Annotated in this window: 23 protein-coding genes; 8 read left to right on the top strand and 15 right to left on the bottom strand. The window is 68.4% G+C overall.

Annotation, left to right across the window (positions count from 1 at the left end; genetic code table 11):
- Nucleotides 1-293 precede the first annotated feature (293 nt).
- The 3 genes from XAN126_RS0106945 to XAN126_RS0106935 all read left to right on the top strand — a co-directional run bounded on the left by XAN126_RS0106945 (nt 294) and on the right by XAN126_RS0106935 (nt 2,913).
- Entirely contained in the window at nt 294-1,058 is a 765-nt protein-coding gene (locus XAN126_RS0106945; RefSeq protein ID WP_024277869.1) for a trypsin-like serine protease, read from the top strand.
- Between the two features lies 1 nt (nt 1,059).
- Nucleotides 1,060-1,938, top strand: coding sequence for a lytic transglycosylase domain-containing protein (locus tag XAN126_RS0106940; RefSeq protein WP_024277868.1), 879 nt, complete (start codon nt 1,060-1,062; stop codon nt 1,936-1,938).
- Nucleotides 1,939-2,016: 78 nt separating this feature from the next.
- On the top strand, nt 2,017-2,913 hold the full coding sequence (locus XAN126_RS0106935; RefSeq protein WP_024277867.1) for an AraC family transcriptional regulator: 897 nt from the start codon (nt 2,017-2,019) through the stop codon (nt 2,911-2,913).
- A gap of 69 nt (nt 2,914-2,982) precedes the next feature.
- On the opposite strand, the gene XAN126_RS0106930 is transcribed toward XAN126_RS0106935, so the two are convergent.
- From XAN126_RS0106930 to XAN126_RS0106905, 6 genes are all read right to left on the bottom strand, one after another.
- Nucleotides 2,983-4,269: a phage major capsid protein gene (locus tag XAN126_RS0106930; RefSeq protein WP_024277866.1), complete on the bottom strand. Its 1,287-nt coding sequence runs from the start codon at nt 4,267-4,269 to the stop codon at nt 2,983-2,985.
- A 26-nt stretch (nt 4,270-4,295) separates the two neighbouring features.
- Complete coding sequence (locus XAN126_RS0106925) at nt 4,296-4,793, bottom strand: HK97 family phage prohead protease (RefSeq protein ID WP_024277865.1); 498 nt, start codon at nt 4,791-4,793, stop codon at nt 4,296-4,298.
- A 3-nt stretch (nt 4,794-4,796) separates the two neighbouring features.
- The gene (locus XAN126_RS0106920; protein ID WP_024277864.1) at nt 4,797-4,988 is read right to left on the bottom strand and encodes a hypothetical protein; all 192 of its coding nucleotides are present in this window, start codon (nt 4,986-4,988) and stop codon (nt 4,797-4,799) included.
- Nucleotides 4,989-5,014: 26 nt separating this feature from the next.
- The gene (locus tag XAN126_RS0106915) at nt 5,015-5,203 is read right to left on the bottom strand and encodes a hypothetical protein (protein ID WP_024277863.1); all 189 of its coding nucleotides are present in this window, start codon (nt 5,201-5,203) and stop codon (nt 5,015-5,017) included.
- 1,079 nt (nt 5,204-6,282) lie between these two features.
- Nucleotides 6,283-7,446 carry a phage portal protein gene (locus XAN126_RS0106910; RefSeq protein ID WP_029876834.1) on the bottom strand — a complete coding sequence of 388 codons (1,164 nt, stop codon included), beginning with the start codon at nt 7,444-7,446 and terminating at the stop codon, nt 6,283-6,285.
- A 235-nt stretch (nt 7,447-7,681) separates the two neighbouring features.
- Complete coding sequence (locus XAN126_RS0106905) at nt 7,682-8,191, bottom strand: HPP family protein (protein ID WP_024277862.1); 510 nt, start codon at nt 8,189-8,191, stop codon at nt 7,682-7,684.
- Nucleotides 8,192-8,401: 210 nt separating this feature from the next.
- On the opposite strand from XAN126_RS0106905, the gene XAN126_RS0106900 reads away from it, so the two are divergent.
- Complete coding sequence (locus XAN126_RS0106900) at nt 8,402-8,677, top strand: hypothetical protein (protein ID WP_024277861.1); 276 nt, start codon at nt 8,402-8,404, stop codon at nt 8,675-8,677.
- Between the two features lie 3 nt (nt 8,678-8,680).
- Here the strand turns inward: XAN126_RS0106900 and XAN126_RS0106895 are convergent, their stop codons facing one another.
- The 5 genes from XAN126_RS0106895 to XAN126_RS0106875 form a co-directional block, all read right to left on the bottom strand.
- Complete coding sequence (locus XAN126_RS0106895; protein ID WP_024277860.1) at nt 8,681-9,952, bottom strand: terminase family protein; 1,272 nt, start codon at nt 9,950-9,952, stop codon at nt 8,681-8,683.
- A gap of 4 nt (nt 9,953-9,956) precedes the next feature.
- The gene (locus tag XAN126_RS29260; protein WP_155982241.1) at nt 9,957-10,553 is read right to left on the bottom strand and encodes a hypothetical protein; all 597 of its coding nucleotides are present in this window, start codon (nt 10,551-10,553) and stop codon (nt 9,957-9,959) included.
- Nucleotides 10,554-10,751: 198 nt separating this feature from the next.
- Complete coding sequence (locus XAN126_RS28190) at nt 10,752-11,687, bottom strand: hypothetical protein (protein WP_155982240.1); 936 nt, start codon at nt 11,685-11,687, stop codon at nt 10,752-10,754.
- A gap of 143 nt (nt 11,688-11,830) precedes the next feature.
- A complete protein-coding gene (locus tag XAN126_RS0106880; protein WP_024277858.1) occupies nt 11,831-12,721 on the bottom strand; it encodes a sensor domain-containing diguanylate cyclase in 891 nt (296 codons plus the stop codon).
- Between the two features lie 160 nt (nt 12,722-12,881).
- On the bottom strand, nt 12,882-13,808 hold the full coding sequence (locus tag XAN126_RS0106875; RefSeq protein WP_024277857.1) for a GGDEF domain-containing protein: 927 nt from the start codon (nt 13,806-13,808) through the stop codon (nt 12,882-12,884).
- Nucleotides 13,809-13,908: 100 nt separating this feature from the next.
- Between XAN126_RS0106875 and XAN126_RS0106870 the strand changes: the two genes are divergently transcribed.
- Nucleotides 13,909-14,655 (top strand): hypothetical protein, encoded by a 747-nt coding sequence (locus XAN126_RS0106870; protein WP_024277856.1) that lies wholly within the window; start codon nt 13,909-13,911, stop codon nt 14,653-14,655.
- 69 nt (nt 14,656-14,724) lie between these two features.
- On the opposite strand, the gene XAN126_RS0106865 is transcribed toward XAN126_RS0106870, so the two are convergent.
- Nucleotides 14,725-17,004, bottom strand: a complete 2,280-nt coding sequence (locus XAN126_RS0106865; protein ID WP_024277855.1) for an NADP-dependent malic enzyme — start codon at nt 17,002-17,004, stop codon at nt 14,725-14,727.
- Between the two features lie 247 nt (nt 17,005-17,251).
- On the opposite strand from XAN126_RS0106865, the gene XAN126_RS0106860 reads away from it, so the two are divergent.
- Nucleotides 17,252-19,291 carry a hypothetical protein gene (locus tag XAN126_RS0106860; protein WP_024277854.1) on the top strand — a complete coding sequence of 680 codons (2,040 nt, stop codon included), beginning with the start codon at nt 17,252-17,254 and terminating at the stop codon, nt 19,289-19,291.
- 49 nt (nt 19,292-19,340) lie between these two features.
- Here XAN126_RS0106860 and XAN126_RS0106855 read toward each other — a convergent pair whose 3' ends face one another.
- Nucleotides 19,341-19,799: a DUF2059 domain-containing protein gene (locus XAN126_RS0106855; protein WP_024277853.1), complete on the bottom strand. Its 459-nt coding sequence runs from the start codon at nt 19,797-19,799 to the stop codon at nt 19,341-19,343.
- 107 nt (nt 19,800-19,906) lie between these two features.
- Nucleotides 19,907-21,679 (bottom strand): aspartate--tRNA ligase, encoded by a 1,773-nt coding sequence (aspS, locus tag XAN126_RS0106850; protein ID WP_024277852.1) that lies wholly within the window; start codon nt 21,677-21,679, stop codon nt 19,907-19,909.
- Nucleotides 21,680-21,982: 303 nt separating this feature from the next.
- Here aspS and XAN126_RS26915 point away from each other — a divergent pair, with 303 nt between their 5' ends.
- Together XAN126_RS26915 and rnd are read left to right on the top strand one after the other, a co-directional pair.
- On the top strand, nt 21,983-24,286 hold the full coding sequence (locus tag XAN126_RS26915; RefSeq protein ID WP_051460558.1) for an EAL domain-containing protein: 2,304 nt from the start codon (nt 21,983-21,985) through the stop codon (nt 24,284-24,286).
- A 66-nt stretch (nt 24,287-24,352) separates the two neighbouring features.
- Nucleotides 24,353-25,501 (top strand): ribonuclease D, encoded by a 1,149-nt coding sequence (gene rnd / locus XAN126_RS0106840; protein WP_024277850.1) that lies wholly within the window; start codon nt 24,353-24,355, stop codon nt 25,499-25,501.
- A 21-nt stretch (nt 25,502-25,522) separates the two neighbouring features.
- Here rnd and gmk read toward each other — a convergent pair whose 3' ends face one another.
- Complete coding sequence (gene gmk, locus XAN126_RS0106835) at nt 25,523-26,128, bottom strand: guanylate kinase (RefSeq protein WP_051460801.1); 606 nt, start codon at nt 26,126-26,128, stop codon at nt 25,523-25,525.
- Nucleotides 26,129-26,141 lie beyond the last annotated feature (13 nt).

Here is a 26,141-nt window from a genome sequence, read left to right as displayed (position 1 = left end):
AGAGGGTTGGGGTGAGGGGTGTGGCGCCGCAGGGACAGGCGGCGGGTCTTTCGGAGAGGTCTCTCCCCCTCACCCCCGGCCCCTCTCCCGCGAGGGGAGAGGGGAGGAAGAACGTGCGCCGTCATCGCCCGGACACGCCGGGCGATGACGCGGTGAGCGAGGTCTCTGCCTTTCGGAGCAATTGCCCCGCTGCACGGGTGTCTTGCGCTGGTCCCCTGATCGGCGCTCCACCTTCGGTGTCGCTTGTCCGGGGGACCATTGACGCTGCTGGCCACGGGCGGCAGAAACGGGGGATGAAGCCTTTCCGCCTCGTCGCCCCAGCGCCGTTTCTGGCGCTCGCCCTCGCGCTCATCGGCCCGAACGCCGCCCAAGCCATCGTTGGCGGAGGGCCGGCGACGGCGGATGTGGCGGCGCAGACGGTGCTCATCGTCTCCACCCGCGGCGCCTCCTGCACCGGCACGGTGCTGGCGCGCGACCTGGTGCTCACGGCGGCGCACTGCGTGGCCCCGAAGGCGGACTATGCGGTGGCCATCATCGGCGATGGCGAACCGAAGCTGGTGCCAGCGGCGCGCATCGCGGTTCATCCGCGCTTCGACGCCACCCAATTCCAGACCCGGCGGCCGACGCCGGACCTCGCCCTCGTGAAGCTCGCCGCGCCTTTGCCCGCGCGGTTCCGCACGGCGCGCCTCAGCACGGCCTCGGAACTGCCGGAGAAGGGCGCCTCATTTGTTCTCGCAGGCTACGGCTTCATCGCCGATCGCGCGGAGAAAAGCGCCGGCACGCTCCGCGCGGTGGAGGTTTCCTCCATCGGCACCACCGGCGGCATCATCGTCCGGCTTTCGCTCCCGCAGGGGCTCGCCGGCGCCTGCACCGGGGATTCCGGCGGGCCGGCGTTTCGCGAGGGCGCGCTGGCCGGCGTCATCGGATGGGTCACCGCGCCGGGCGGCGCAGATGGCTGTGGCGGCGTGACGGGCGTTATCCTCGTATCGCCCCATCGCGACTGGATCACGGCCACGGCGAAGGCCCTGGGGAGCCCCCTCCCCGCCACCGGGCTCTGACATGCACACCGCCGCCCTGCATCACGCATGGCGCGGCGGCGTTGTCCTGCTCGCGCTCACGGCGCCGGCCAATACACAGGCACTTGCCCAGTCACCCGGCGGCGAAACCGTCGATCACGCCATCTGCCGCCTCATCGATGGAGCGGCGGCGAAGGAGGGGTTGCCCGCCTCCTTCCTCACCCGCCTCATCTGGCAGGAAAGCTCGTTCCGCCCGGATGTGGTGAGCCGCGCCGGAGCACAGGGCATCGCCCAATTCATGCCGGGCACGGCGAAAGAGCGCGGGCTCATCGATCCGTTCGATCCGGAGGCGGCCATTCCGGCGTCCGCAGCGCTCATCGCCGATCTCAACCGGCGGTTCGGCAATCTCGGCCTCGCGGCGGCGGCCTACAATGCCGGGCCGGGGCGGGTGAACGGGTTTCTGGCCGGCGGCGGCCTGCCCAATGAGACGCGCGCCTATGTGCGCATCATCACCGGCCGCACGGCCGAGGATTGGGCCGGCCTGAAGAAGCAGGGCACGGCTGCCTTCGGCCCGGCGGATTTCCCGCCCGAACCCTGCCTCGCCACCGTCGCCTCATTGCGCAAGGGCGCGCCTGCCCCCGCCGCCGGCCAGCCGGCGAATACGCTGTTCGCGCCCTGGGGGGTGCAGATCTCCGGCAATTATTCGCGCGACATCGCCCTCGCCTCCTTCCGGCGCGAGGCGGCGCGGGCGCCGCAGGTGTTCGCGGACCTGACCCCGGTCATCATCTCCACCCGCGTGGGCGGGCGCGGCCCGCGCACCTTCTATCGCGTGCGCCTGCCGGCCCAGTCCAAGGCCGAGGGCATGAAGATGTGCGACCGCCTCCGCAAGGCCGGCGGCGCCTGCCTGGTGCTGCCGAACTGAGGGCGAAGAACAGCAGGATCGGTCGAGCGCGCGCCGCCGCGACGCGGTTCACTGGCGGGGCCATCAGGGAAGGAGCCAATGACCAACGCCGCACGCGAGCGCTACCGGGCGAGGATGCAGCGGGTGCTGGACCACATCGACCGGCATCTCGATCAGGATCTCGGCCTTGAGGCGCTCAGCGCCGTCGCGGCCTTCTCGCAGGCTCACTTTCACCGGCAGTTCACCGCCACGTTCGGTGTCACCGTGCACCGCTATGTCCAGCTCGCCCGCCTGAGGCGCGCCTCGTATCAGCTGGCCTTCCGGGCCGGGGCCAGCGTGACCGAGGTCGCCCTCGATGCCGGCTACGATGCGCCCGACGCCTTCGCCCGCGCCTTCCGGCAGCGGTTCGACCAGTCGCCTTCGGCATTCCGGACGTCGCCCGAGTGGCAACCCTGGCTCGCGGCCTGCGCGCCGCTGACCAATGCGAGGACCAAGCGCATGACCACCTGGATCACAGGCGATATCGAAATCCGCGACTTTCCGGCAACCCCGGTCGCCGTCATGAGCCACCGGGGCGATCCGGCCGCCGTCTACGAGACGGTCCGGCGCTTCATCGAATGGCGGCGTGCGGCGGGGCTCGGGCGCAGCGTCGCCGCGACCTTCACGGTGTTCCACAGCGACCCGCGCACGACGCCCCCGGAAGACTTCCGCCTCGACCTGTGCGCCGCCGCCGATCGCACCATCCCGGACAGTGCGCGGGGCGTCGTCGCCGGCCTCATCCCCGCCGGCCGCTGCGCGGTCCTGCGCGTCATCGGCCACAGCGAGGATCTAGAACCCGCGGCGCTGTTCCTCTATCGCGACTGGCTGCCGGACAGCGGCGAGGAGGCCGGAGACTTCCCGCTGTTCTGCCAGAGGCTGAGCTTCTTCCCCGACGTGCCGGAACACGAGACCGTCACCGACCTGTTCCTGCCCCTCAGGTCGCACCCGGCCGGCTGAAGCGTGGGACCTCCGGACCGTCACGGCCGGGCTTGCTCCCGGCCGTGACGGCAGACCCGGGCGTTCGCCTCAGCTCGCGGCGAACTTCAGGAGCTTGGCGGCCTCGAAGTTCTGCACGCCGCCGCCCACGCGCTTGGTGGTGTAGAACAGCACGTAGGGCTTGGCGGAATAGGGATCGCGCAGCACGCGCACCCCGGCGCGGTCCACCACCAGGTAGAAGCGGCGGAAGTCGCCGAAGGCGATGGCGAAGGCATCGGCCGCCATGTCCGGCATGGCTTCGCTCTCGGCCACCGGGAAGCCGAGGAGGCTCGCCGGCTGGCCGACGCCTGCGGGGGGCGACCAGAGGTAGTTGCCGTTCTCGTCCTTCAGCTTGCGCACGGCGCCTTGGGTCTTGCGGTTCATGACGAAGGTGGCGTTCTGGCGATAGCCGCCCTTCAGCGCATAGACGAGATCGATGAGCGGATCGGCCGGCGTCGCGGAGGGGAAGCCGCCCGCCGCGCCCGTGGCGACAAACCCCACCTTGTCCCAGGCCCAGGCGCTGTCGGCGACCTTGGTATAAGCGAGGAAGCCCTTGGGCTTGGCGACGCCGTCGCCGGTGACGAAGGCTGTGCCCTCCTGCTCGGCGAAGGCGGCGTCCACCTCCTGCGCCAGCCACTCCTCGATGTTGACCTGCGCATCGTCCAGCAGCGCCTGCGTCGCCGCCGGCATGGCGTAAAGCTCCATGGCGGGGAAGGCGAGCTCGGCCAGCACCGGGCTGTCGGTCTGCGGACGCGCGGCGGTCTCGGCCGCCCAGCCGGAGACGGGACCGGAGGTCATGAAGGGCTTGCGATAGGTGCCCGCGCCGATCACCCGCACCGAGGCCAGCGCGCGAATGGGCGACAGCGCGGCGAGGCGCCGGCCGATCTCCTGCTCCGCCTCATAGGGCACGAGATAGCCGCCGTCCGCGCCGGAGCCGGCAGAAAGCGCCTTCGCCTCCAGCGCCTTCAGGCCGCCGGCCTCGCCGTGGCGGGCATAGGTATCGAAGGCCGCGCCGTGCTGGGAGGCATCGGCCGTGCGCTCGGGCGCCGCGCCCAGCGCCGGGCGGCGGGCCTTGGTGGCCAGGGCATCGAGCCGCGCCTGGTGGGCGTCCAGCGCCGCATCGATGCGGGCGAGCTGCTCGGTGGTGAGCACGTCGGCGCCGCGACGCTCCATCTGCGCGAGACGCGCGTCGTTGGTCTCCTTGTAGGTCTCGAAGGCTGCGAGGAAATCGGCGACGGCGATGCGCTGCTCGGCGCCGGCCACCTTCGTCTCAGGGGCGCCCGCGGGGACGCCGCGGGTTTCGGGAGCGCCCGCGTGGGCCTCGGTGAGGAACGACATGGGAAAGACCTTCTGTTGAAGAGGGATCAGGCGCCGGCAGTGGCGCGCAGGCGGGCAGCGGCCGCCGTGAGCAGGGCGGCCGGCGAAGGAGCCGGGCGCCGGACGCGGGCGTCAGGCTGCATGGGGAAGGTGACGATGGACACCTCCCACAGATCGATGCGGGCGATGCGGCGCAGGCGGGTGCGCGGATCGGTGCGCGCCGATACCGCCTTGAAGCCGATGGAGAGGCCGTCGAGCGCGCCGTCGCGGATCAGCGCCGCCACCTCCCGCGCACGGGCGACGAAGGGCGAGAGACGGCCCCGCGCATAGAGCCCGCGTCCGTCCTCGATGAGGTCGGTCCATACGCCGATGGGCTCGGCCGGATCGTGCTGGTAGAGCATGCGCACGCCGCCCGCGCCCTGGCGGGCGAGGCTCGCCGCGAAAGCGCCGCGCTCCACCAGGTCGCGGCCGAGGTCCGGCACCTCGAACAGGCAGGCATAGCCCTCGATCGCATAGCCATCGGCCGGAAGATCAGAGGCCGCCATGGCTCACGCACCCCCACCGGGCGCGCTGGGCTTCTTGCGGCGGCGGCTCTTCTCCAGCCGCTCCAGCGTGGCGACGAACTCGCGGAAGACGGCACCCGCCGGGGCGGCGGGCGCGGGGGCACGGGCCTTGGTTTTGGGTCCGCCGGTGAGCGCGCGGATGCGCGGCGCGGACGCCTTCTGGAATGGCGATCGCATGGGTGTCTCCGAAGATGTGTTGGGGGTCAGGAGAGGTCGTCGAAGCGCGCGTTGAAGCGCGCCAGCTCGCGCACCAGCTCGTCCATGCGGGCGTTGGCGCGGGCAAGCTCGGTGAGCGTCCGCCACAGGCCGGCGGTGGCCGCCAGCGCCCACAACAGCAGCGCCAGATGCGCCAGATCGCCCCGCTCGGCGAAGATGCGGATGAGGGTGTCCATGGGGGCTCGCGAGAGTGGGATGAAGCGGGGCGCGGTGATCGCAAACCGCCGCCGTGGTCCGGCTTGACCGGACGACCCATGGCGCCGTTTGCCCGCTCGCCTGTGCAAGCGGAGGGATGGGCCCTCCGGTCAAGCCGGAGGGCGACGGCGGTGTGAGGAACCGCCCTCGCGCGCGGGACGCATGCAGCGTCCGCGGAATGCGAGCCGGGGGCCAGCGCAAGGGACCGCCGAAGGCGCTTCCCGATGCCGGCTGCGAGCGAGTACCGCCGTCGTGGTCCGGCTTGACCGGACCACCCATGGCGCCGTTTGCCCGCTCGCCTGTGCAAGCGGAGGGATGGGCCCTCCGGTCAAGCCGGAAGGGCGACGGCGGTGTGAGGAACCGCCCTCGCGCCCGGGACGCATGCAGCGTCCGCGGAATGCGAGCCGGGGGCCAGCGCAAGGGACCGCCGAAGGCGCTTCCCGATGCCGGCTGCTAGCAAGTACCGCCGTCGTGGTCCGGCTTGACCGGACCACCCATGGCGCCATTTGCCCGCTCGCCTGTGCAAGCGGAGGGATGGGCCCTCCGGTCAAGCCGGAAGGGCGACGGCGGTGCGAGGAACCGCCCTCGCGCCCGGGACGCATGCAGCGTCCGCGGCATGCGAGCCGGGGGCCAGCGCAAGGGACCGCCGAAGGCGCTTCCCGATGCCAGCTGCGAGCGAGTACCACCGTCGTGGTCCGGCTTGACCGGACCACCCATGGCGCCATTTGCCCGCTCGCCTGTGCAAGCGGAGGGATGGGCCCTCCGGTCAAGCCGGAGGGCGACGGCGGTGTGAGGAACCGCCCTCGCGCCCGGGACGCATGCAGCGTCCGCGGAATGCGAGCCGGGGGCCAGCGCAAGGGACCGCCGAAGGCGCTTCCCGATGCCGGCTGCTAGCAAGTACCACCGTCGTGGTCCGGCTTGACCGGACCACCCATGGCGCCATTTGCCCGCTCGCCGGTGCAAGCGGAGGGATGGGCCCTCCGTTCAAGCCGGAGGGCGACGGCGGTGCGGGCATCAGATCAGCGCTCCGGCTCCGCCGGCGCCTGTTCGGGGAACCGCCCTACCCCTGATACCCCACCGCCGCCCTTTTCTCCGCGTCGGTGAGAAAGTCCGCAGCGCCCACCCGCGCCCAGAGTTCCGAGCGCTCGGCGGCGAGGGCCTCGATCTGGTCGAGGTCGGGCACCAGCGTCAGGCCGCCGCCGAAGGCCGGGGCGAGCCATAGAGCGAGGGCGTCGCACACGCGGCGCACCAGCGGCACAACGCTCTGGCGCCACAGGGCGCGGTTGGCTTCGGCATAGTTGGCATAGGTGTTGTCGCCGGGGATACCGAGCAGCATGGGCGGCACGCCCACGGCCAGCGCGATCTCCCGCGCGGCGGAATTGCGGGCGGCCTCGAAGTCCATGTCCTTGGGCGAGAGGGAGAGCGGGCGCCAGTCCAGCCCGCCTTCCAGCAGCAGCGGGCGGCCGGCATTCACCGCGCCCTGGAAGGAGGCTTCCAGCTCGCCCTTCAGCCGCTCGAACTGCTCCTCGGTGAGCGCGCCGGTGCCGCCATAGACGAGGGCGCCGGAGGGCCGGGCAGCATTGTCGATGAGCGCCTTGTTCCAGGCGCTCGCCGCATTGTGGAGGTCGAGCGCCTGCGCCGCCGCCTCCAGCGGGGCGAAGCCGTAGTGGTCGTCCAGTGGGTTGAAGGCGGAGAGGTGCAGGATGGGCGGCAAGTCGGCGCCGGGCACCAGAGTGTCCTGCGAAATGCGCACCGTCTCGCTGCCCAGCGTGTAGTCGAACGCCTCGGGCCAGCCGTCCGGCCCCGGCACCACGCGCACCCGGTCCGGCCGCAACAGGTGCAGCTCGCGCACGGCGCCGTCCAGGGCCACCGCCTCCACATAGGCATTGCCGGCCACCAGCAGATGGCAGCCGATGGCCTCGAACAGCGCGGCGCGGGTGAGGCGCGGATTGGGCCGGGCGAGGAGGTCGAGGAAAGGGTGGGTGTCGTGCTCGCGCCCGTTCACGGTGAGCACCAGCGGCACGGTCGCCGCCGCCTCGCCGATGAGCCGCACAGCGCGGTAGGCGATGGCGTTGCGGGCATAGCCCTCGCGGGCCAGCGAAGCGTAGTTGCGCGGCGTCCAGCGCGGCTGGCCGGCGGAGAGCAGCGCGATGAGGCGGCCCGTGCGGCTCGCCTTCGCCTCCTCTGGCGCGCGGCGGAAGGGGGCAAGCAGGCTGGCCAGCATGAGGGGGCTCCGAAATGAAAACGGCCGCCCCCCCAAGGCCGCCCGTCCGCGCAGATCGGGGCTTCTGCGGGACGTGCGGATCAGGGAGCGGCCGGAGGGTGCGAACCGGCGAACCGGCTGCAGGCCACAGGATGGGCCGGCGGGGCCGCCGGCGTCAGATGTGTCGTGGGGCGGCGACCGGCATCAGCCGGCGCGGCGAACAGGTGGTCAGCCGGCGCGACGGGGCAAAAGGGCGTCAGCCCGCCCGGCGCGGATAATCGTGATGGCGCGGCGGCAGCCGGTGGTAGAGGCTCGCCACCGCCACGAGGCAGACCGCGCCGGCAATCACGATGCCGGACAGTTCGAACGGATCGATGGGCGAGGCCGCCATCAGCACCGGCACGGCGCCGGCGGGCGGATGCGACACCCGCAGGAGCAGCATGGCGAGGATGGCGAGGCCCACCCCCAGCGCCGCCGCCCACCAGGCACCGGGAAACAGCAGGGTGAAGACGATGCCCACCGTCACCGACAGGGCATAGCCGCCGATGACATTGGCCGGCTGCGCCAAAGGCGAAGAGGGATGGCCGAACAGCAGCACCGCGCTCGCGCCGAACGGCGCGATGAGCAGGGGCAGGCTGGTGAAGGCGGCGGCGCCACCCACAAGCCCCATGCCCAGCATGCCGCCCGCGCCGGACTTCAGCCCGATCTGGACGGAGCCGCAATGGGGCTCATGACGTGCGAAGAATGCTTTCCAATGATGTCTCATGGCTCCAGACGGGGCAGAGAGGGCCAAGGGAAGGCAAATGTCTGCACACAACGCTGTCATGCAGCCTCATTTGTAGGCACATGATGGACGTATTCTGGATGCCACGCAAGGGTCGTCACCGGAAAGGCGCCAACAAACCGGTTCGCGCTGGGGCAGCACAGGCGTAGAATGGTTGCGGGCCGTGGGTTGGGAGCAGATCGGGAGGGCGTCATGCTCTATGCCCTGGTCCTCATCGTCACGACCACCACGGTCCAGCCCGCGGCGACGTCCGCCATGGGCTATGCGGGCGGCCCCTATGCCGGCGCCCGGTTCGTCACCACCGAAACCTCGCAGCAGATCATCGGCTATTTCCGCAGCGAGCGCGGCTGCCTCGGCGCCAGCCTGAAACGCAACGAGCGATGGCCGGACTTCGCGCCCGGACAGAGCGTCACCGGCCTGTGCGTGCAGGTGGAGATCCCCGTCGGCGGCATCGTGGTCGGCAGCTGAGGCCTAAAGCCCCCGCACCCGCGGCGCGCCTGCCCTCGGGCCGAGCGCCAGCGCCGTCACGGCCCAGACCAGCGCGTCCAGCCGGTCGGGCGAGCGGCCGGAGGAGAGGCCGTCCGTGCCGAAGTCGCACATCTCGTCTTCCAGCTCCGGGAAGGCGCCGGCGTGGCGGACGCGGGCCTGTTCGTAGAGCGCGGCCACCGGCTCGGCGCGCAGGAATTTGCCGCGCGTGGCGCGCACCTGCTCCACCGGCACGGCGGGGTCCACCTCGGCGATGACGGCGCGCACCATCTCGCCGCCCTGGTTCACCTCGGCGACGATGCGGTCGGCGGAAAAGCGGTGGAACAGCGCCACCGCCTTCGCCGCCCATTGCGCCGGGCGCAGGCCTTGCTCCGTGGCATCCGCCAGCACATGCACCACTCCTGAAGCGTCCACCCCCGCCGCCACGAGGCCGCAGGAATCGGCCCCGGCGCGGGAGGAGGCGGGCGGGTCCACCGCCACCACGATGCGGGCGAGCGGCGGGGCCTCTTGCTCGCGCAGCGCCTCCAATTGGGGGCGGGAGAACAGCGCGTCAGATCGGTCCTCGATGATCTCGCCATCCAGCTCCTGCCGGCCGAGGCGGGTGCCGCCATAAAGGGACATCACCTGCCCCAGGAAGGTGGGGGCGAGGTGAAAGGCATTGTCCGCCGTCTTCGCCCGGCTCACCGCCGTGGTGGGATCGGCGAGGAGGCGGCGCAGCAGCGCGGTGGGGCGCGGCGTGGTGGTCACCATCTGGCGCGGCTGGGCGCCGAGGCGCAGCGCGAATTGCAGCATGTCGAACGTGGCCTCGCCACGCTTCCACTTGGCCAGCTCGTCCAGCCAGGCGGCGGCGAATTGCGGGCCGCGCAGGCTTTCGGGATCTTCGGCCGAAAAGCCCTGGGCCACCGCGCCATTGGGCCAGACGAGGCGGCGGCGCGTCGGCTCCCAGCGCGGACGCTCGCCGCGCGGGTGGACGGCGAGGACACCGGAGACGCCCTCCACCATCACCTCGCGCACATCGGCCATGGTCTCGGCGATCAGCGCGATGGGGCTCACCGGGGCCGCCGCGAAGGGGGCCGTGCCGGCGGCGAGGCCCCGCACCCATTCGGCGCCGGCCCGCGTCTTGCCGGCCCCGCGCCCGCCCAGCACCAGCCAGGTGGACCACGGCCCGCCGCCTTGGGCCTCCGTGGGGGGGAGCTGGTCCGGCCGCGCCCACAGGGCCCAGTCGGCGAGGAGGCGGCCGGCATCTTCCTCGGGCAGGGCCTCAAGAAACGCCCGTGCCGTCCCCGCCCTCGCGCAGGCGATCAAGGCGGCGCGCAAGCTCGCGGCGGAAGGTGTCGAGGTCGCGGACGGTTCCATCTTGGTCTTTCGCCTTGCGCCGTTTCTTCGCCTCGGCCTCGAGCGCGGTGAGTTCCCGCAGGGTGCGCGCCAGCACGGCGAGCGCCCGGGCGTCCTTCTCTGGCTCGGGACGGGGCGCCTCGTCGGCGGGGTCGGCGGCGCGGGCGAGGCGGTCCTCGATCTCGTTGATCTGCCGCTCCGCCGCCCGCCACAGCCGCTTGAGCAGGCCGCGCCGGTCCGGCTTGCCGGAGGGATTGGAGGAGCGGTTGTTGGAGGCTTGGGCGGCGCGCGCCTTCGCCGGCTGCCCGCCCACGGGATGGGCGGTGCGGCGCGGCACGGGATTGAAGAGGAAGCTGCCGTCCGGCCCCATCTCGCGGTCGATCCAGTAATAGACGCCGGCGCTGGAGAGGCCGGTCTGCCGGCGGATCTCCGCCATGCTGGCCCCCTCCAGATAAAGCCGCCGCGCCAGCGCCCCCCGCGCCGGACGCGCGGACGGCACGGCGCTGCCGTGAGGCTGCTCCATGGCTGGACCCCTGAGGTGAGGACGGAATGGGGTGGGAGGCGCGTCGGTTCGGCGGGATGGCTGCGCCGCGGACACTCGCCGTTAGGCACACGTCTCGAACATGGGGAAAATATACTCAAACAGCGTCACGCTGTCAAGGATAAAAATCCTATTCCAGCCCATAAACGAAAACTCCGGCCAGCCGCACATTCGAAAGCCCTAACGGCCACCATCTATAAAGCGCTCAGCCGAACGGACCACCCTTTCCGTCACCGAAATGATAACCTTTATAATATCCGCTATATTTCCATATTTAAGCATACCGACACCACCAAACCTAAGATCAAAATTAATAAAAATATGGTGTTCAAACATAGATATTTTAGAGTTTATACGGAAAACTTCGCATCTCCCGGCATTTAACTTAACAACCCGCGCCCCCTCTGGCATCAAAAGGCCCCACTGATGGCCGAGAAGAGCACCCCCTGGAGGGCAAGCGCCAATCCCGAAGCGACCTTCCTGCGTAAAAAATGCCATCGGCACCCCTATTCGAGCGCGGACCTCTGGAGTTGCGACTGCAATGGGAACAATATCACTGTGTTTATCTGTATTGTTTAATTTACTCAACAACCAGAGCGCCTCGCACCCTCCAGCCTTATAGGGCTTAAGGCGAAGAACGAATTCTTTCACGCAATCAGGAGCCCCTCTTAGCTTCCTATTTATTATCTTATCCAGCATCTCCTTGCTATCAACGATGGGAAATCCATGATCCCACTTAATATCGATATTATTTTTTCTTAATATGCATGCAATCACCTGGTCAAGAGACGACCTAAGATTATGCACTATATCACCGATTATTACGTTTAAATTCTTCGGTATAGGTATGTCATTATAAACGTATACAACTATTTCATCAGATTTTTCTTCATAATAATATTTTATATTATTCTTAATTTTATCGATAAAATCTGGCAGCTCCTTTTCAAATTCGATTAAATGCTGCTTCGCTCTTTCAATTTTTATAGCCGGACCCGGAAATATGTCAGAATTCAACGATATACTTCGGAACGAAATATTCCTCTTTTCTCGAATTTTCCCAAACTTGAATTCAGTCGTATCAACACTAAACGACATTTCAGCCTCATCGGCCATTGCCAACCCCTATGGATATTTACAATGATATGTGGCGGCCAAATTGACGGCAGCGACCAAAGTCGCAGCCCCCGTCTAGTACGCGAGGCGATAGAGGATTTTTTTAGTGCTCTGATAGGCATTTCAATCATCTCCCTCCCCCCTCACCCCACCCTCACCCGATCCCGCCCCTCCACCTTCGCGGCATAGAGCGCGCGGTCGGCGCGGCCGTAGGCTTCGGAGAAGGTGTCGCCGGGGGGTGTGAAGGTGAGGCCGGCGGAGAAGGTGTAAGTGAAGTCCGGCAGAGCCGGCAGCGGGCGGGAGGCGCGCACGCGGGCGAGGAGGTCGGAGACGCGGCGCTCGGCCTCCGCGAGGTCGGTCTGCGGCAGCACCAGCATGAATTCCTCGCCCCCCACCCGGCCGAAGCAGTCCGAGCGGCGGATGGCGCCAGCCATCAGGGCGCAATAGGCGCGCAGCAGATCGTCGCCGGTCTGGTGGCCGAAGCGGTCGTTCACATGCTTGAAATTGTCGAGATCGATGACGCAGAGCGCGCCGCCGGGGCCGTGCGGCGCCATCATCTCGTTGGCGCGGTGGATGGCGAAGCGGCGGTTGGCGACGCCGGTCAGCTCGTCCGTGTGGGCGGCGCGGATGGCATGGTCGCGGGCCTGCCGGATGTCCCGCGTGTCGACGCGGAAGGAGGTGACGTCCACCCCCACGGTGAGCATCCAGCCGTCGGCATCCATGGTCTCGTTCACCAGCAGCCAGCGGCCGTCCCTCAGATCGCTCTCGAAGCTGCGGAAGCGCATCTTGCCGCGGCGCGACTTGGCGGAAGCGAGCCAGGTCTCGAAATCATCGGCCGTGATGATGATGCCGACCCCCGCCGCGTGACTGCGCCGGACCAGTTCCTCCCAGGTGGGGAAATCGCCCTCCGGAATCCCGAAGGTGGCCCGGTGGGCCGGATTGGCGTACCGCAGCCGGTCGGTGGGATCGTAAAGGCCGACGAGCAGCGGCGTCGCCTCGTAGAGGGCGCGGATGCGGGTCAGGAGGCCGGGCATGCCATCTTCGGCGCCCGCGTTTCCGAAGTCACGGATGTCAAACATGGCCGGGCAGAGCATACCGCATGTGGAGGCCCGACAGGCAGTGGATTTGTAACACCTGCCTCTTGCTTTCGGGTGAGACGGAAGCTTGAGCGTGCAGAGTCGCGTGCCTTGTGCCCTAGCCCCGTGCCGCCATGACCGCGGGCGGCGCCTCGCCGTCCACCTGGATGCGGTTGCGGCCACCCATCTTGGCCATGTAGAGCGCGCGGTCGGCGCGGCCGTAGAGATCGGTGAAGGTGGTGCCCGGCCCGCCCGTAGCGATGCCGGCGGAGAAGGTGTAGGCGAAGTCCGGCCATTGCGGCAGCGGCCGCGACTGGCGCACCAGCGAGAGCATCCGCTCCACGATGAGCACCGCCTCCGCCGCCGAGGTCTGCGGCAGCACCAGCACGAACTCCTCGCCGCCGATGCGGCCGAAGCAATCCTTGCGGCGGATGAGGCCGTTGATGCGGGCGGCGAAGTCGCGCAGTACGGTGTCACCCGCAAGGTGACCGACCAGGTCATTGATATATTTGAAATTATCGAGGTCCAGCACGCACAGCGCCCCGCCCAGGGCGCCCGGCGCGAGCATGTCGTCCACCCGCGCGGTGATGAAGCGGCGGTTGGCGATGCCGGTGAGGTCGTCGGTCTGCGCCTCCTTGATGGCGCGGTCGCGGGCCTGCCGCACATCCCGCCCGTCCGCCTTGAGGGCGGTGATGTCGCTGGCGATGGAAAGCATCCAGCCGGAGGCGGAGACGCTCTCCGTCATCAGCAGCCAGCGCCCGTCATAGAGGTCGGTCTCGAAGGAGCGGTAGGGCACCTTGCCCCGGCGCGAGGAGGTGGAGACCAGCCAGGCGTCGAAGTCGGGGGCGGCGATGATGGTGCCCCGCCGCTCGGCATGGTTGCGGCGCATGAGGTCGGCCCAGGTGACCTCCTCGCCCGGCGCCAGGAAGAAGGCGGCCCGGAACGCGGCGTTGGCATAGCGCAGCCGATCGAAGGAATCGTACGCCGCCACCAGAACTTGCGTGGAGTCGTAGAGGGCAGCGAGCTGGTCGGGGACAAGGATCATACTGTAAGCATTATACTTGATGCTTGGCCGTTTGGGGGCGCAACGATCCGGGTTGCGCTGCGTGCTGCTGTCTCAGCCAAAGGGCGGGGGCGGCGGCGCCATGGAAAGCGGCTTCGCGCTGCGGTATGGAGAGGGGCGGCGCGCTGGCGCGTCGCTCTGGAGGGTGCGCGATCCCATGTTTCCGCCCGGCTTTCCGTCCGGCCTGCCGTTCCTGGTGCCGCTGATGCTGGCCGCCTGCCTGATGGTGCCGGCCCACGCGCTCGAGGCCCAGTGGCCGGACACCGCCTCCGCCCGTCAGCAGGCGCAGGAGCTGGTGGAGGCGCTGAACGCCGACCTCCTCTCCCATCCCAGCGCCACTGCCACCCTGGAGCGCTGGTGCGCCACCCGCGGCATCTCCGATCCGTCCAAGGTGGTGGCCGAGCGGGTGTACGAGCGGGAGGGCGCCGCCCCCCCGGAAGTGCGCGTTCTGCTCGGCGCCGGACCCGACACGCCGGTGCGGCATCGCCGGGTGCGGCTGGTGTGCGGACCCACGGTTTTGTCGGAGGCGGATAACTTTTATCTGCCGGAAAAGCTGACACCCGACATGAACCAGGTGCTGGACACCACCGATACCCCGTTCGGCAAGGTGGTGAAACCGCTCGATTTCCGGCGCAAAACCCTCGATTCCACAGTGCTGTGGATGCCGGCGGACGAAACCGGTTTCAAGCCCGCCCCCGGTGCCGCGCTGCCCCTGCCGGCCTTCGTGCTGAGCCACCGGGCGGTGCTGACCCTGCCCGACGGCACCCCCTTCAGCGCCCTGATCGAGCGCTATACGGCAGGCATCCTCGGCCCCCCGCCATCGCGCTGAAGCGCCTCGCCGGGGGCCTTTCCCCCTCCCGCGCGGGGAGGAGGAAAGCTCCGTCTTTTCAGATGCTTGTCAGTCCGTCTGCGCCTCGGCGACGGCCACGGCGGTCATGTTGACCACGCCGCGGGTCGTCACCGACGGGCCGAGGATGTGGGCCGGCTTGGCGGTTCCCATGAGGATGGGTCCGACCGGAAGGGCATCGCCCAGCACCTTGATCATGTTGAAGGCGATGTCGGCCGCGTCGAGGTCCGGCATCACCAGAACGTTCGCCACGCCGGAGAGGCCGGAGTGGGGGAAGGACTTCTTGCGGATATCTTCCACAAGTGCTGCATCCGCCTGCATTTCCCCGTCGACCTGAAGGTTCGGGTCGCGCTCGCGGATGATGGCGAGGGCAGAGCGGACGCGCTTCGCCGCAAGCGTCTCGTGGCTGCCGAAATTGGAGTGCGAGAGCAGCGCCACCCGCGGCTCCAGACCGAAGCGGCGGACGTGGGCGGCGGCCAGCACCGTCATCTCGGCGAGGTCGGCGGCGGTGGGCTCGGTCTGGATCTGCGTGTCGCAGATGAAGAAATTGCCCTTGGAGGTGATGAGCAGCGAGAGCGCCGCCAGTTCCTTGACGCCGGGGGCGAGCCCGATGATGTCACGCACCTGCCTGAGGTGACGCACGAAACGGCCCTCGATGCCGCAAAGCATCGCATCCGCCTCGCCGCGATGGACGGCGAGCGCCGCGATCACGGTGGGATGGGTGCGGACCAGCGTGCGGGCGGCATCCGGCGTCACCCCGCGGCGGCCAGCCACCTCGGCGTAATCGCGCACGTAGTCGCGATAGCGCGGATCATCCTCGGGATTGATGAGGTCGAAGTCGCGGCCGGGCAGAATGGAAAGGCCGAAGCGCTTCAGGCGGGTATCCACCACGCTCGGACGGGCGACGATGATTGGCCGGGCGATGCCTTCCTCGACCACCGCCTGCACGGCCCGCAGCACGCGCTCGTCCTCGCCCTCGGCATAGATCACGCGCTTGATGGACTGCTTCGCCTTGGCGAACAGCGGCCGCATGATGAAGCCGGAGCGGAACACGAAGGTGTCCAGCCGGTCGATATAGGCGTCCATGTCGGTGATGGGACGCGTCGCGACGCCGGTGTCCATGGCCGCCTTCGCCACCGCCGGCGCGATGCGCAGGATGAGGCGCGGGTCGAACGGCGAGGGGATGAGCGAATCGGAGCCGAATGAGCGGGTCTCGCCGCCATAGGCGCGGGCCACCACGTCCGACGGTGTCTCGCGGGCGAGCGCGGCGAGGGCTTCCACCGCCGCCATCTTCATCTCGGCGTTGATGTCGGTGGCACCCACATCCAGCGCCCCGCGGAAGATGTAAGGGAAGCACAGGACGTTGTTGACCTGGTTCGGGAAGTCCGACCGGCCGGTGCAGATCATGGCATCCGGGCGCGCCTCGCGGGCAGCCTCGGGCATGATTTCGGGCATGGGATTGGCGAGGGCGAGGATGAGCGGCTTGTCCGCCATCTTCTTCACCATCTCCGGCTTCAGCACGCCGCCGGCGGAGAGGCCGAGGAAGATGTGCGCGCCCTCGATCACCTCGTCGAGGGTGCGCTTGTCGGTCTTCTGGGCATAAATCTCCTTGTAGGGATCCATGAGGGTGTTGCGGCCGTCATAGACCACGCCCTCGATGTCGGTGACCCAGATGTTTTCCTTCTTCGCGCCGATGGTGACGAGGAGCCCGAGGCAGGCGAGCGCGGCGGCACCGGCGCCCGAGGTGACGATCTTCAGATCCTCGATCTTGCGGTTGCCGATCTCCAGCGCGTTGCGCACCGCAGCCGCGACGATGATGGCGGTGCCGTGCTGGTCGTCGTGGAAGACCGGGATCTTCATGCGCTGGCGCAGCTGGGCTTCCACCTCGAAGCACTCGGGCGCCTTGATGTCCTCGAGATTGATGCCGCCGAAGGTGGGCTCGAGCGCGCTCACCACGTCCACCATGCGCTCGACGGTCAGGGCATCGATCTCGATGTCGAACACGTCGATGCCGGCGAACTTCTTGAACAGGACGGCCTTGCCTTCCATCACCGGCTTGCCGGCGAGCGGGCCGATATTGCCGAGACCGAGCACGGCGGTGCCGTTGGAGACGACGCCCACGAGATTCGAGCGGATGGTCAGCTCGGCAGCCTGCAGCGGATCGGCGGCGATGGCCTCGCACGCGGCGGCGACGCCGGGCGAATAGGCGAGCGCCAGATCGCGCTGATTGCCGAGGGGCTTGGTGGCCTGGATCTCAAGTTTTCCCGGCCGCGGCGTGCGATGGTAATAAAGTGCGCCCGAACGCAGATCCTCGGAAATGTTGGACGCCATACGCCTCCCCCTTCGTGAATAACGATCGCCGCGGAAAATCGGCCGGCAACCTAGCGGCCACGCATGCTTATGTCACGGGCGACCGCACAAATTAGGTTATGTTGCGCACGCATGGCGGGTCTGACGGGCGCAGGTGCCGCGATCTTGGGCGTGTCTGATGCGCGCTCGCAATTTGGGCGCCTGCGATTCGCCCTTTTGGCGGCGAGTCTGCGGGTATGATGCGGGCGGATGCCTGGAAGGAATGGATATGACCGAGGGGAAGGCGGGGCGCGGAATCGGGACGAAGGTTGCCGTTGCGATCGGTATCGTCGCCGTGCTGGGGGCGGGCGGCTGGTTCGGCTTCGCCGCCTGGTCGCGGGCCAAGGTGCGGTCGGAAGTGGACCAGGCGTTTGCCGGCATCCGCGCAGCGGGCAGCAAGGCGTCCTTCACGGATGCCGGCTTCGACCCCGCCGACCGGACCGTCACGGTCTCGGGCATCGCCATCGCCTCGGCCGACGGCACAGCGGCCGTGAAGATCGCGCGCCTCGTCGCGCGGGGCAGCGAGAAGCCCATCGACCGGCGGGTGACGCTGGAAGCCCTCGACCTCGACGGCGTGGAAGTGACGCTCACCGGCGATTCCGCACAAGGCGGGACGGTCACCTACAGCCTGCCGCAGGTGATGATCGACCGCTACAATGGTCCCATGACCCTGATCGCGGCTGGCGAGGGTGGCGGCGCCTATGGCGCCTTGCGGGTGGCCCTGCGCCAGTTGGCGGCGACGACCGCCGCCAAGGTGACCATCCCCGAGGCTCGCGTGCGGATGGCGCCGGCCGGTGCTCCGCCCATGGAGGCCACCTACACCAATCTCGCCGCCGAGGGCATCAATGCCGGGGCGATCCGCAGCCTCATCATCGACCGCTCGACCGCCTCCTATGTACTGCCGGCCGCGGCGCCCGCCGATGGGCAGGCCGCGCCGGGTAAGTTCAGCCTGCGCATCGAGGGACTGGTCGCGGCGCAGATCGACACCGCGCCGCTGCTGCTGATGACCCAGCCGGGCGGCCCCGCCGGCAAGGCGGCCGACGCCTACGGGCGCATCTATGGCAAGGTGGTCACTGGCCCTTACGTCATCTCCCAGGACGGCGGCCCCACCCAGGGCGGCGCCTCCATGCTGATGGAGAATTTCTCCATCCGCCCGTCGGCCTTCGATGCCGGGCGGCTCGCCAAGTTCCAAGCTCTGGTGACTAAGCCGCCGGCCAATCCGTCCGTCGAGGACAGCCGCCGCGCCGCCGAGCTGGTGCGCGATACCATCGGCGGCATCTCCTTCACCACCGTCGCAGTCACGGAAGCCTACACTTCGGAAAAGGGCGAGACGGGGCGTGTCGGGCTGATCCGCATGGACGGCCTCGCCAACGGCGTGCTCGACGGGTTCGTGCTGGAACGGGCGGACGGCAAGACGCCCGAGGGCGGCACCGGCAAGATCGGCCGCATCGCCGTGCGCCAGCTCGATTTCAACCAGCTCGCGGCGCTCGCCGCCGAAGCGCAGAGCCCCTCCCCCACCACGGCGCTGGTGTTGTTCCGGGTGATCTCGGGCATCGAGATCAAGAATCTGGAAGTGCCGTACGGCGAGGGGGATGCGAAGGACGAGCCGGTGAAGATCGGCAATTTCTCCCTGTCCTGGGGTGGGTCGCTGGGGGTGCTGCCGTCCTACGTGGACTTCGCGCTGACCGACGTCTCGGGCCCGATCCGGCCGGAGGATGGCGAGCCATTCATCTATCTCATCAACGCAGGCATGAAGCGGGCGACCGTCTCGCTCGGCGCCAAGGCATTTTACGACGTCAACGAGAGCACGCTCACGCTGGCGCCCATCACCACCGAGGTGAAGGACGCCTTCCGGGTCATCATCGAGACCAAGCTTTCCGATGTGCCGCAGTCGGCCTTCGCCGACGCCGGCGGCTTCGTCAACGAACTGCCGGCGATCGGTGCCGGGCCGGTGACGGTAACGCTGACGGACCTCGGGCTCGCCAAGCTCATGTACGCCCAATTCGCCAAGGCGGCCGGGGTGAGCGAGGCGGACTATCGCGAGCAGGTCGTGGCGCTGGCCGAAAGCTTCGTGGCCGAGATGGAGGAGGGCCTGCCCGAGATGGCGCCGGTGGGTGCCGCCCTGGTGTCGTTCCTGCGCAATCCGGGCACGCTGAAGGTGACGGCAAAGCCGAAGGGCTTCGTGCCGCTGATCGCCCTCGTCTCCTCCGGCGACCCGACCGTTATGCTGGAGACCTTCACCTTCGAGGCGACCGCCACGGTGCCCTGAGGGCGCTCAGGCGCGCGATGGAAGCGCCGGGTTCAGAACCCGGCGCTCCTCACCGGGGGGCGCCGGTGGCCGCGCTCAGGAACGCCACCAGCTTCACGATCTGCTGCTGAACGGCCATGTTGACGGCTTCCGGTGGATTTTCCTGGACCCGCACCATCTTCAGGCCGAGGGGGCTGCCGTAGAAGGCGGCCAGTTCCTTGAGTTCGGCCAGGGTGTAGGCATCCGCATAATAGCCCACGAAGACCCCCACGAGATCCTCGCGGATGCTGGCGGATTCCTTTGTGAGCACGTCACGCGCGGCATCCCGCTTGTCAGACGGGATCTTCTCGGCAGCCTGGCCGATCATCCGGCCGAAATGCTTCTCCAGGCCCGGCACGACCGCGAGGTCGACCACCTGCCGCGCCAGCGCGGCCTTGTCCGAAGCCTCGTCAGCTGCGGCGCCGGCGGGGAAGGCGAGAATCTGGACCGCGAGGGCCGCGGCCAAGAGCATTGGATAGGCGAACCGCATCTGCATCCTCCCGGGAGCGCCCGCGGTTTCGTCCCACGGTGATGTCCCGAAGAGGATCTATATCGGCTTCGGCGCGGCCGCGCTTCTCCCCCAACTGGGGGGCCGCATCACTTCTGCTGCGGCGCAGACCGGATGTGGAGTTCGCGCAACTGCTTCGGGCTCGCCTCGTTCGGGGCGCCCATGAGCAGGTCGAGCGCCTGCTGGTTCATGGGGAAGATGGAGATTTCGCGCAGGTTGGTGGTGCCGCACAGCAGCATGACGATGCGGTCCACGCCCGCCGCCATGCCGCCGTGAGGCGGCGCGCCGTACTGGAAGGCCCGATACATGCCGCCGAACCGCTCCACCACGGTCGCCTCGTCATAGCCGGCCAGTTCGAACGCCTTCACCATGGCCTCGGGGCGATGGTTGCGGATGCCGCCAGAGGCGATCTCGTAGCCGTTGCAGGCGATGTCGTACTGGAATGCCTTGATGGTGAGCGGGTCCTGCGTGTTCAGCGCTTCCAGCCCGCCCTGTGGCATGGAGAAGGGATTGTGGGAGAAGTCCACCTTCTTCTCCTCCTCCGAATATTCGTAGAAGGGGAAGTCCACGATCCAGGCCAGCTCGAAGCGATCCTTGTCGACGAGGTTCAGCTCCTCTCCCACCTTGGTGCGGGCAAGACCTGCGAACTTCACGAACTTGTCCGGATCGCCCGCCACGAAGAAGGCCGCGTCGCCGGCCTTGAGGCCGAGCTGTTCGCGGATCGCCTCGGTGCGCTCGGGGCCGATGTTGTTGGCGAGCGGGCCGGCGCCCTCCCCGCCTTCGCGCCACATGATGTAGCCGAGGCCCGGCTGGCCCTCGCCCTGCGCCCAGCTGTTCATGCGGTCGCAGAAGGCGCGCGAGCCGCCGCCGGGGCCCGGGATGGCCCACACTTCGTTCTTCTCCACCTCCAGCATACGGGCGAACACCTTGAAGCCCGAGCCGCGGAAATGGTCCGACACGTTCTGCATCACCAGCGGGTTGCGCAGGTCCGGCTTGTCGGTGCCGTACTTGCGCAGGGCCTCCGCATAGGGAATGCGCGGCCAGTTCTTGGTCACCGGCTTGCCGCCGGCAAACTCCTCGAACACGCCGGTGATGACCGGCTCCACGGCGGCGAACACGTCTTCCTGCTCGACGAAGCTCATCTCCAGGTCGAGCTGGTAGAACTCGCCGGGCAGGCGGTCGGCGCGGGGGTCCTCGTCGCGGAAGCAGGGGGCGATCTGGAAGTAGCGATCGAAGCCGCTCATCATGATGAGCTGCTTGTACTGCTGGGGCGCCTGCGGCAGCGCGTAGAACTTGCCCGGATGGAGGCGCGAGGGCACGAGGAAGTCGCGCGCGCCTTCCGGCGAGGAGGCCGTGAGGATGGGCGTCTGGAATTCGAAGAAGCCCTGATCCTTCATGCGCCGGCGCATGGCGTCGATGATGGCGCCGCGGGTCATGATGTTGCGGTGGAGCTTCTCGCGGCGCAGGTCGAGGAAGCGGTACTTGAGCCGCGTCTCTTCCGGGTATTCCACGTCGCCGAACACCGGCAGCGGCAGCTCGGCCGCCGGACCGAGCACTTCAAGGTCGGTGGCATAGACCTCGATGGCACCTGTCGTGAGGTCCGCGTTCTCCGTGCCTTCGGGGCGCAGGCGCACCTTGCCGTCGATGCGGATGACCCACTCGGAGCGCGCCTTCTCGGCGTCCTTGAAGGCCGCGCTATCGGGGTCCACCACCACCTGGGTGAGGCCGTAATGGTCGCGCAGGTCGATGAACAGCACGCCGCCGTGGTCGCGGATGCGGTGGCACCAGCCGGACAGGCGGACGATCTGGCCCACCTCGGCGGTCGAAAGCGCGCCGCAGGTATGTGAGCGGTAACGGTGCATGGGGTCGCCCTTTCAAGGCTGAACGGGGAAGACACGGGGCGATCAGGCCCTGCAGCCCGGACGCCCGCGCGCAGGCCATTGGCGCGCACCGGACGCCCGAGGCGCCGCTTGCGCACCGGGCGCCGCGTCACCGCGCGCCACGGCTCGAAAGTCCGCGTCTAAGGCGGGGCGAAGGTGCATGCGATCCCGCCCGTGTCAAGCGCGCAGTCTTGTTGAGCCATGCGCGAAGGATGTAGGCTCGGTTCTGCCGTGTCTTAATCGATGGGTCGTACGGGTGCGGGCGTGACAGAGAGCGAGGCCGGCATGGAGACGCCGAACGGGCGCGAAACCGGGTCGCAGGAGGTGGCGGGACCAGCCCTGCACGGACCTCTGTGGCTGGCCCTGATCGCCGCGGCCCTGGTCGGCTGCGTGATCGCCGCCACCAGTCTCCTCGTGACGAACCTGTGGCACGATGGGGCCGCCGACCGCACCCGTGAGCTCGAAAACCTTGCCGTGACGCTGTCGGAGCAGACCACCCGTGCGTTCCAGAGCGTGGGGCTCATCCAGGACGACCTTATCGCCCATGCGCGGGAAAGGGACATCGAGACACAGGCCCAGCTCGCGGAAATTATGTCGACGGAAGACGTCCATTCCCGGTTGCGGGAGAAGATATCCGGGCTGCCCTTCATCGATGCCATCACCGTCATCGATCAGATCGGCCAGCTCCTCAATTTTTCGCGCTATTGGCCGATTCCCAAGGTCAACGTATCCGACCGCGACTATTTTCTGGCCCTCGAAGGGATGAAGGGACCGGATGTTTTCGTGAGCGAGCCGGTCCCGAACCGCGGGAGCGGCTCCGTTACCATCTATCTCGCCAAGCGCTTCGCGAACAGTTCGGGCCGCTTCCTGGGTCTGGTGCTGGGAGCCATGGAGCAAGCGTATTTCGAGCGCTTCTACGGCGGCATCCGGCTTGGACGCGACGGCATGATCGCGCTGATCCGTTCCGACGGCGCGCTGCTCGCCCGTTATCCCGGCTCGGCCGGCCTCTCCCCGCGCGATTCCGCCGTTCGTGCCCGGACCGCTACGGCGGTGTTCGGCAGCGGCCAGATGACCCAGCTCCCCGCCGGAACGCTGGATGAAAAGACGCGCATTGCTGCCGTCCACCCCGTGGGCGATCTGCCGGTGGCCGTGGTGGTGAGCGACAGCGTCGCCGCTCTGGATACCCTCATGTGGCAGCGCGCGACGCCGCTGATCGTCGCCTCCGTGCTGCTTTGCCTCAGCATCGGTCTGGCCGCCTGGGGCCTCGGCCGACATCTGCGGGATGAGCGGGCCTTCGCCGTGACCCAGCATGCCATGGCACGGATCGACATGCTGACCGGCCTGCCCAACCGCCTCGCCTTCGCCGAGCGTCTGGCCGCACTCCTGAATGCGCGAGGCGGCGGAACGCCCTTCGCCCTGCTCTATCTCGACCTCGACTATTTCAAGGCCGTCAACGACACCCTCGGCCACGACGCCGGCGACACCCTGCTGACCGAGATCGCCGAACGCATCCGCGCCATGCTCGGCCCGGACGATTTCTCAGCCCGCCTCGGGGGCGACGAGTTCGCCGTCGTTCTGGCGGGGCTGACGCACGAGACAGAAGCAACGGAATTTGCGCAGCGTCTTATCGAGGCGCTGCGCACGCCGCTCCACATCGGACTCCACCGGATCATCAGCGGCTGCAGCGTCGGCATCGTGATGTCGCCGCGGGACGGGACCGGGGTCGCTCAATTGCTCAAGAACGCGGACCTCGCCCTCTACCGCGCCAAGACCGACGGCCGCGGCATCGCCCGTGTCTTCGTCGAGGAGATGGAGCGTCTGGTGCGCGAGCGCCGCGAGATGGAGGTGGATCTCCAGACCGCGTGGCGAGAGCGCCAGTTCTTCCTGGTCTACCAGCCCATCGTGGAAGCCGAATCAGGCCGTATCGCCGGGTTCGAGGCGCTGCTGCGCTGGCGGCATCCCGAGCGCGGGCTGGTCAGCCCCTCGGACTTCATCCCGGTCGCCGAGGAGACCGGGCTCATCCTGCCGCTCGGCGCCTGGGTCCTCACCGAGGCCTGCGTCGCGGCCACTGCCTGGCCAGAGGGCCTGTTCGTCTCAGTCAATCTCTCGCCCATCCAATTCCGGGGGGCGGAAGCCTTCCGGCAGGTGCGCAGCGCGTTGGAAAGCTCGGGTCTCGCCCCCTCCCGGCTGGAGGTGGAGATCACCGAAAGCACCCTGCTGCATGAGGGGCCCATGGTGCGGGCAACGCTGGAGCAGTTCAGCGAGGAGGGAATCACCGTCGCGCTCGATGATTTCGGGACCGGTTACTCCTCCCTGGGATACCTCAGAACGCTCAGCATCGGCCGCATCAAGGTCGATCGCTCCTTCATCGAGCAGGTGGAGACCTCGCCGCAGAGCCTCGCCATCGTGCGCGCCATCGTCGGCCTCGCCCGCACGCTCGGGCTGCGCTGCACGGCTGAAGGCGTTGAGACCGAGGGCCAGCGGCGGCTGCTCACGGCCGAGGGCTGCTCGCATCTTCAGGGCTATCTGCTGGGCCGTCCGGGCTCCGCAGAGGAAGCCCTCCGCCGCGCCCGCGCCTCGGCCGCCTGACGTCTTTCCGACAAGATCACGCCACATTCCCTTTGCCGAACGCGTCGGCGTGGGTATGTTTGACGGATGGACCCCATCACCTCGACCGAGGCGCTGGCAGCTGCCTGCGAGCGTCTTGCGCGACACCCCTTCGTCACCGTCGACACCGAATTCCTGCGGGAAAGCACCTTCTGGCCGAAGTTGTGCGTGGTGCAGGTTGCATCCCCCGATGAGGCCATCCTCATCGATGCGCTCTCGGAAGGGCTGGATCTCGCCCCCTTCTACCGGCTCATGGGCAATGAGCGGGTGATGAAGGTGTTCCATGCCGGGCGGCAGGATATCGAAATCATCTGGCATCAGGCGCGGCTGATTCCCCACCCGGTGTTCGACACCCAGGTGGCGGCCATGGTGCTGGGGTATGGAGACAGCATCTCCTACGACCAGCTGGTCCAGCGCACCGTCGGCCACAGCCTCGACAAGTCCTCCCGCTTCACAGACTGGTCGCGCCGGCCGCTGAGCCAGGCGCAGATCACCTACGCCATCGCCGATGTCACCCATCTGCGGGACATCTACATCAAGCTCACGGCGGATCTGGACGCCCGCGGCCGCGGCGAGTGGGTGGGCGAGGAGATGCACGTCCTCACCTCCCCCGCCACCTATGAGCAGCATCCCGAACAGGCGTGGGAACGGCTCAAGTCCCGCGTGCGCAAGCCGCGCGAGCTGGCGGTGCTGGTGGAAGTCGCCGCCTGGCGCGAGCGCGAGGCCCAGACCCGCGATCTGCCGCGCGGCCGGGTCATCAAGGACGAAGTGATCGGCGAGATCGCCGTGCAGCAGCCGCAGACCCCGGAGCGCCTCGCGGAGCTGCGGTCCCTGCCCAAGGGCTTCGAACGCTCGCGCTACGGCGAGGCGGTGCTGGAAGCGGTGAAGCGCGGTGTCGCGCGCGATCCCAAGACCCTGCCGCGCATCGAGCGGGACAAGCCCCTGCCCAACGGCGCCAGCGCCACGGTCGAACTGCTGAAGGTGTTGCTGCGCATGACTGCGGAGCAGAACGCCGTCGCCGCCAAGGTGATCGCGACGACCGAGGATCTGGAGCGCATCGCGGTGAGCGACGAGGCCGACGTGCCGGCTCTGAAGGGCTGGCGGCGGGAGTTGTTCGGCGTGCACGCCCTCGCGCTCAAGGCCGGGCAGCTCGCCCTCGCCGTGGACAAGGGCAGGGTGGTGGCGGTGCAGAAATAGCCGCTACCGGACCGGCGCACCTCAGAGGTGGTCGCGCAGGCCCTTCACGAAGCTGGAAAGCCCGGTGAGCCGCCGCCGCTTCAGCCGCTCCGCCTGGAGGATGGCGGTGAGCTTGGCGAGGCTGTCTTCCACGTCGTGATTGATGATGATGTAGTCGTATTCGGTGTAGTGGCTGATCTCGTCCGAGGCCTTGGCCATGCGCTGGTGCACGACCTCCTCCGAATCCTGCGCCCGCGACCTCAGCCGCTGCTCGAGGTCGGCGGCGGACGGCGGCAGGATGAAGACCTTCACCAGATCCTGCTGCGCGCTCTCGCCCAATTGCTGGGTGCCCTGCCAGTCGATGTCGAACAGCACATCCCGCCCGGCGGAAAGCGCCTGCTCCACGGCCCCGCGCGGGGTGCCGTACAGGTTCTCGAACACCGTGGCGTGCTCCAGCAGTTCGCCTTCGTCGCGCATGCGGTGGAAGGTGTCGCGATCGACGAAGAAATAGTCCTTGCCGTGTTCCTCGCCCGGCCGCGGCGCGCGGGTCGTCACCGAGACCGACATGGTGATGCGGTCGTCGCTCTTCAGCAGCAGACGGGACAGGGTGGTCTTGCCCGCGCCCGACGGCGAGGAGAGCACCAGCATCAGTCCGCGGCGG

Origin of the sequence: Xanthobacter sp. 126 (genome assembly GCF_000526175.1) — a bacterium.
In the GTDB taxonomy this organism is placed as follows: domain Bacteria; phylum Pseudomonadota; class Alphaproteobacteria; order Rhizobiales; family Xanthobacteraceae; genus Xanthobacter; species Xanthobacter aminoxidans.
Note: the sequence above shows the minus strand (reverse complement) of the source record. Positions and strands in the feature narration are given on the sequence as shown.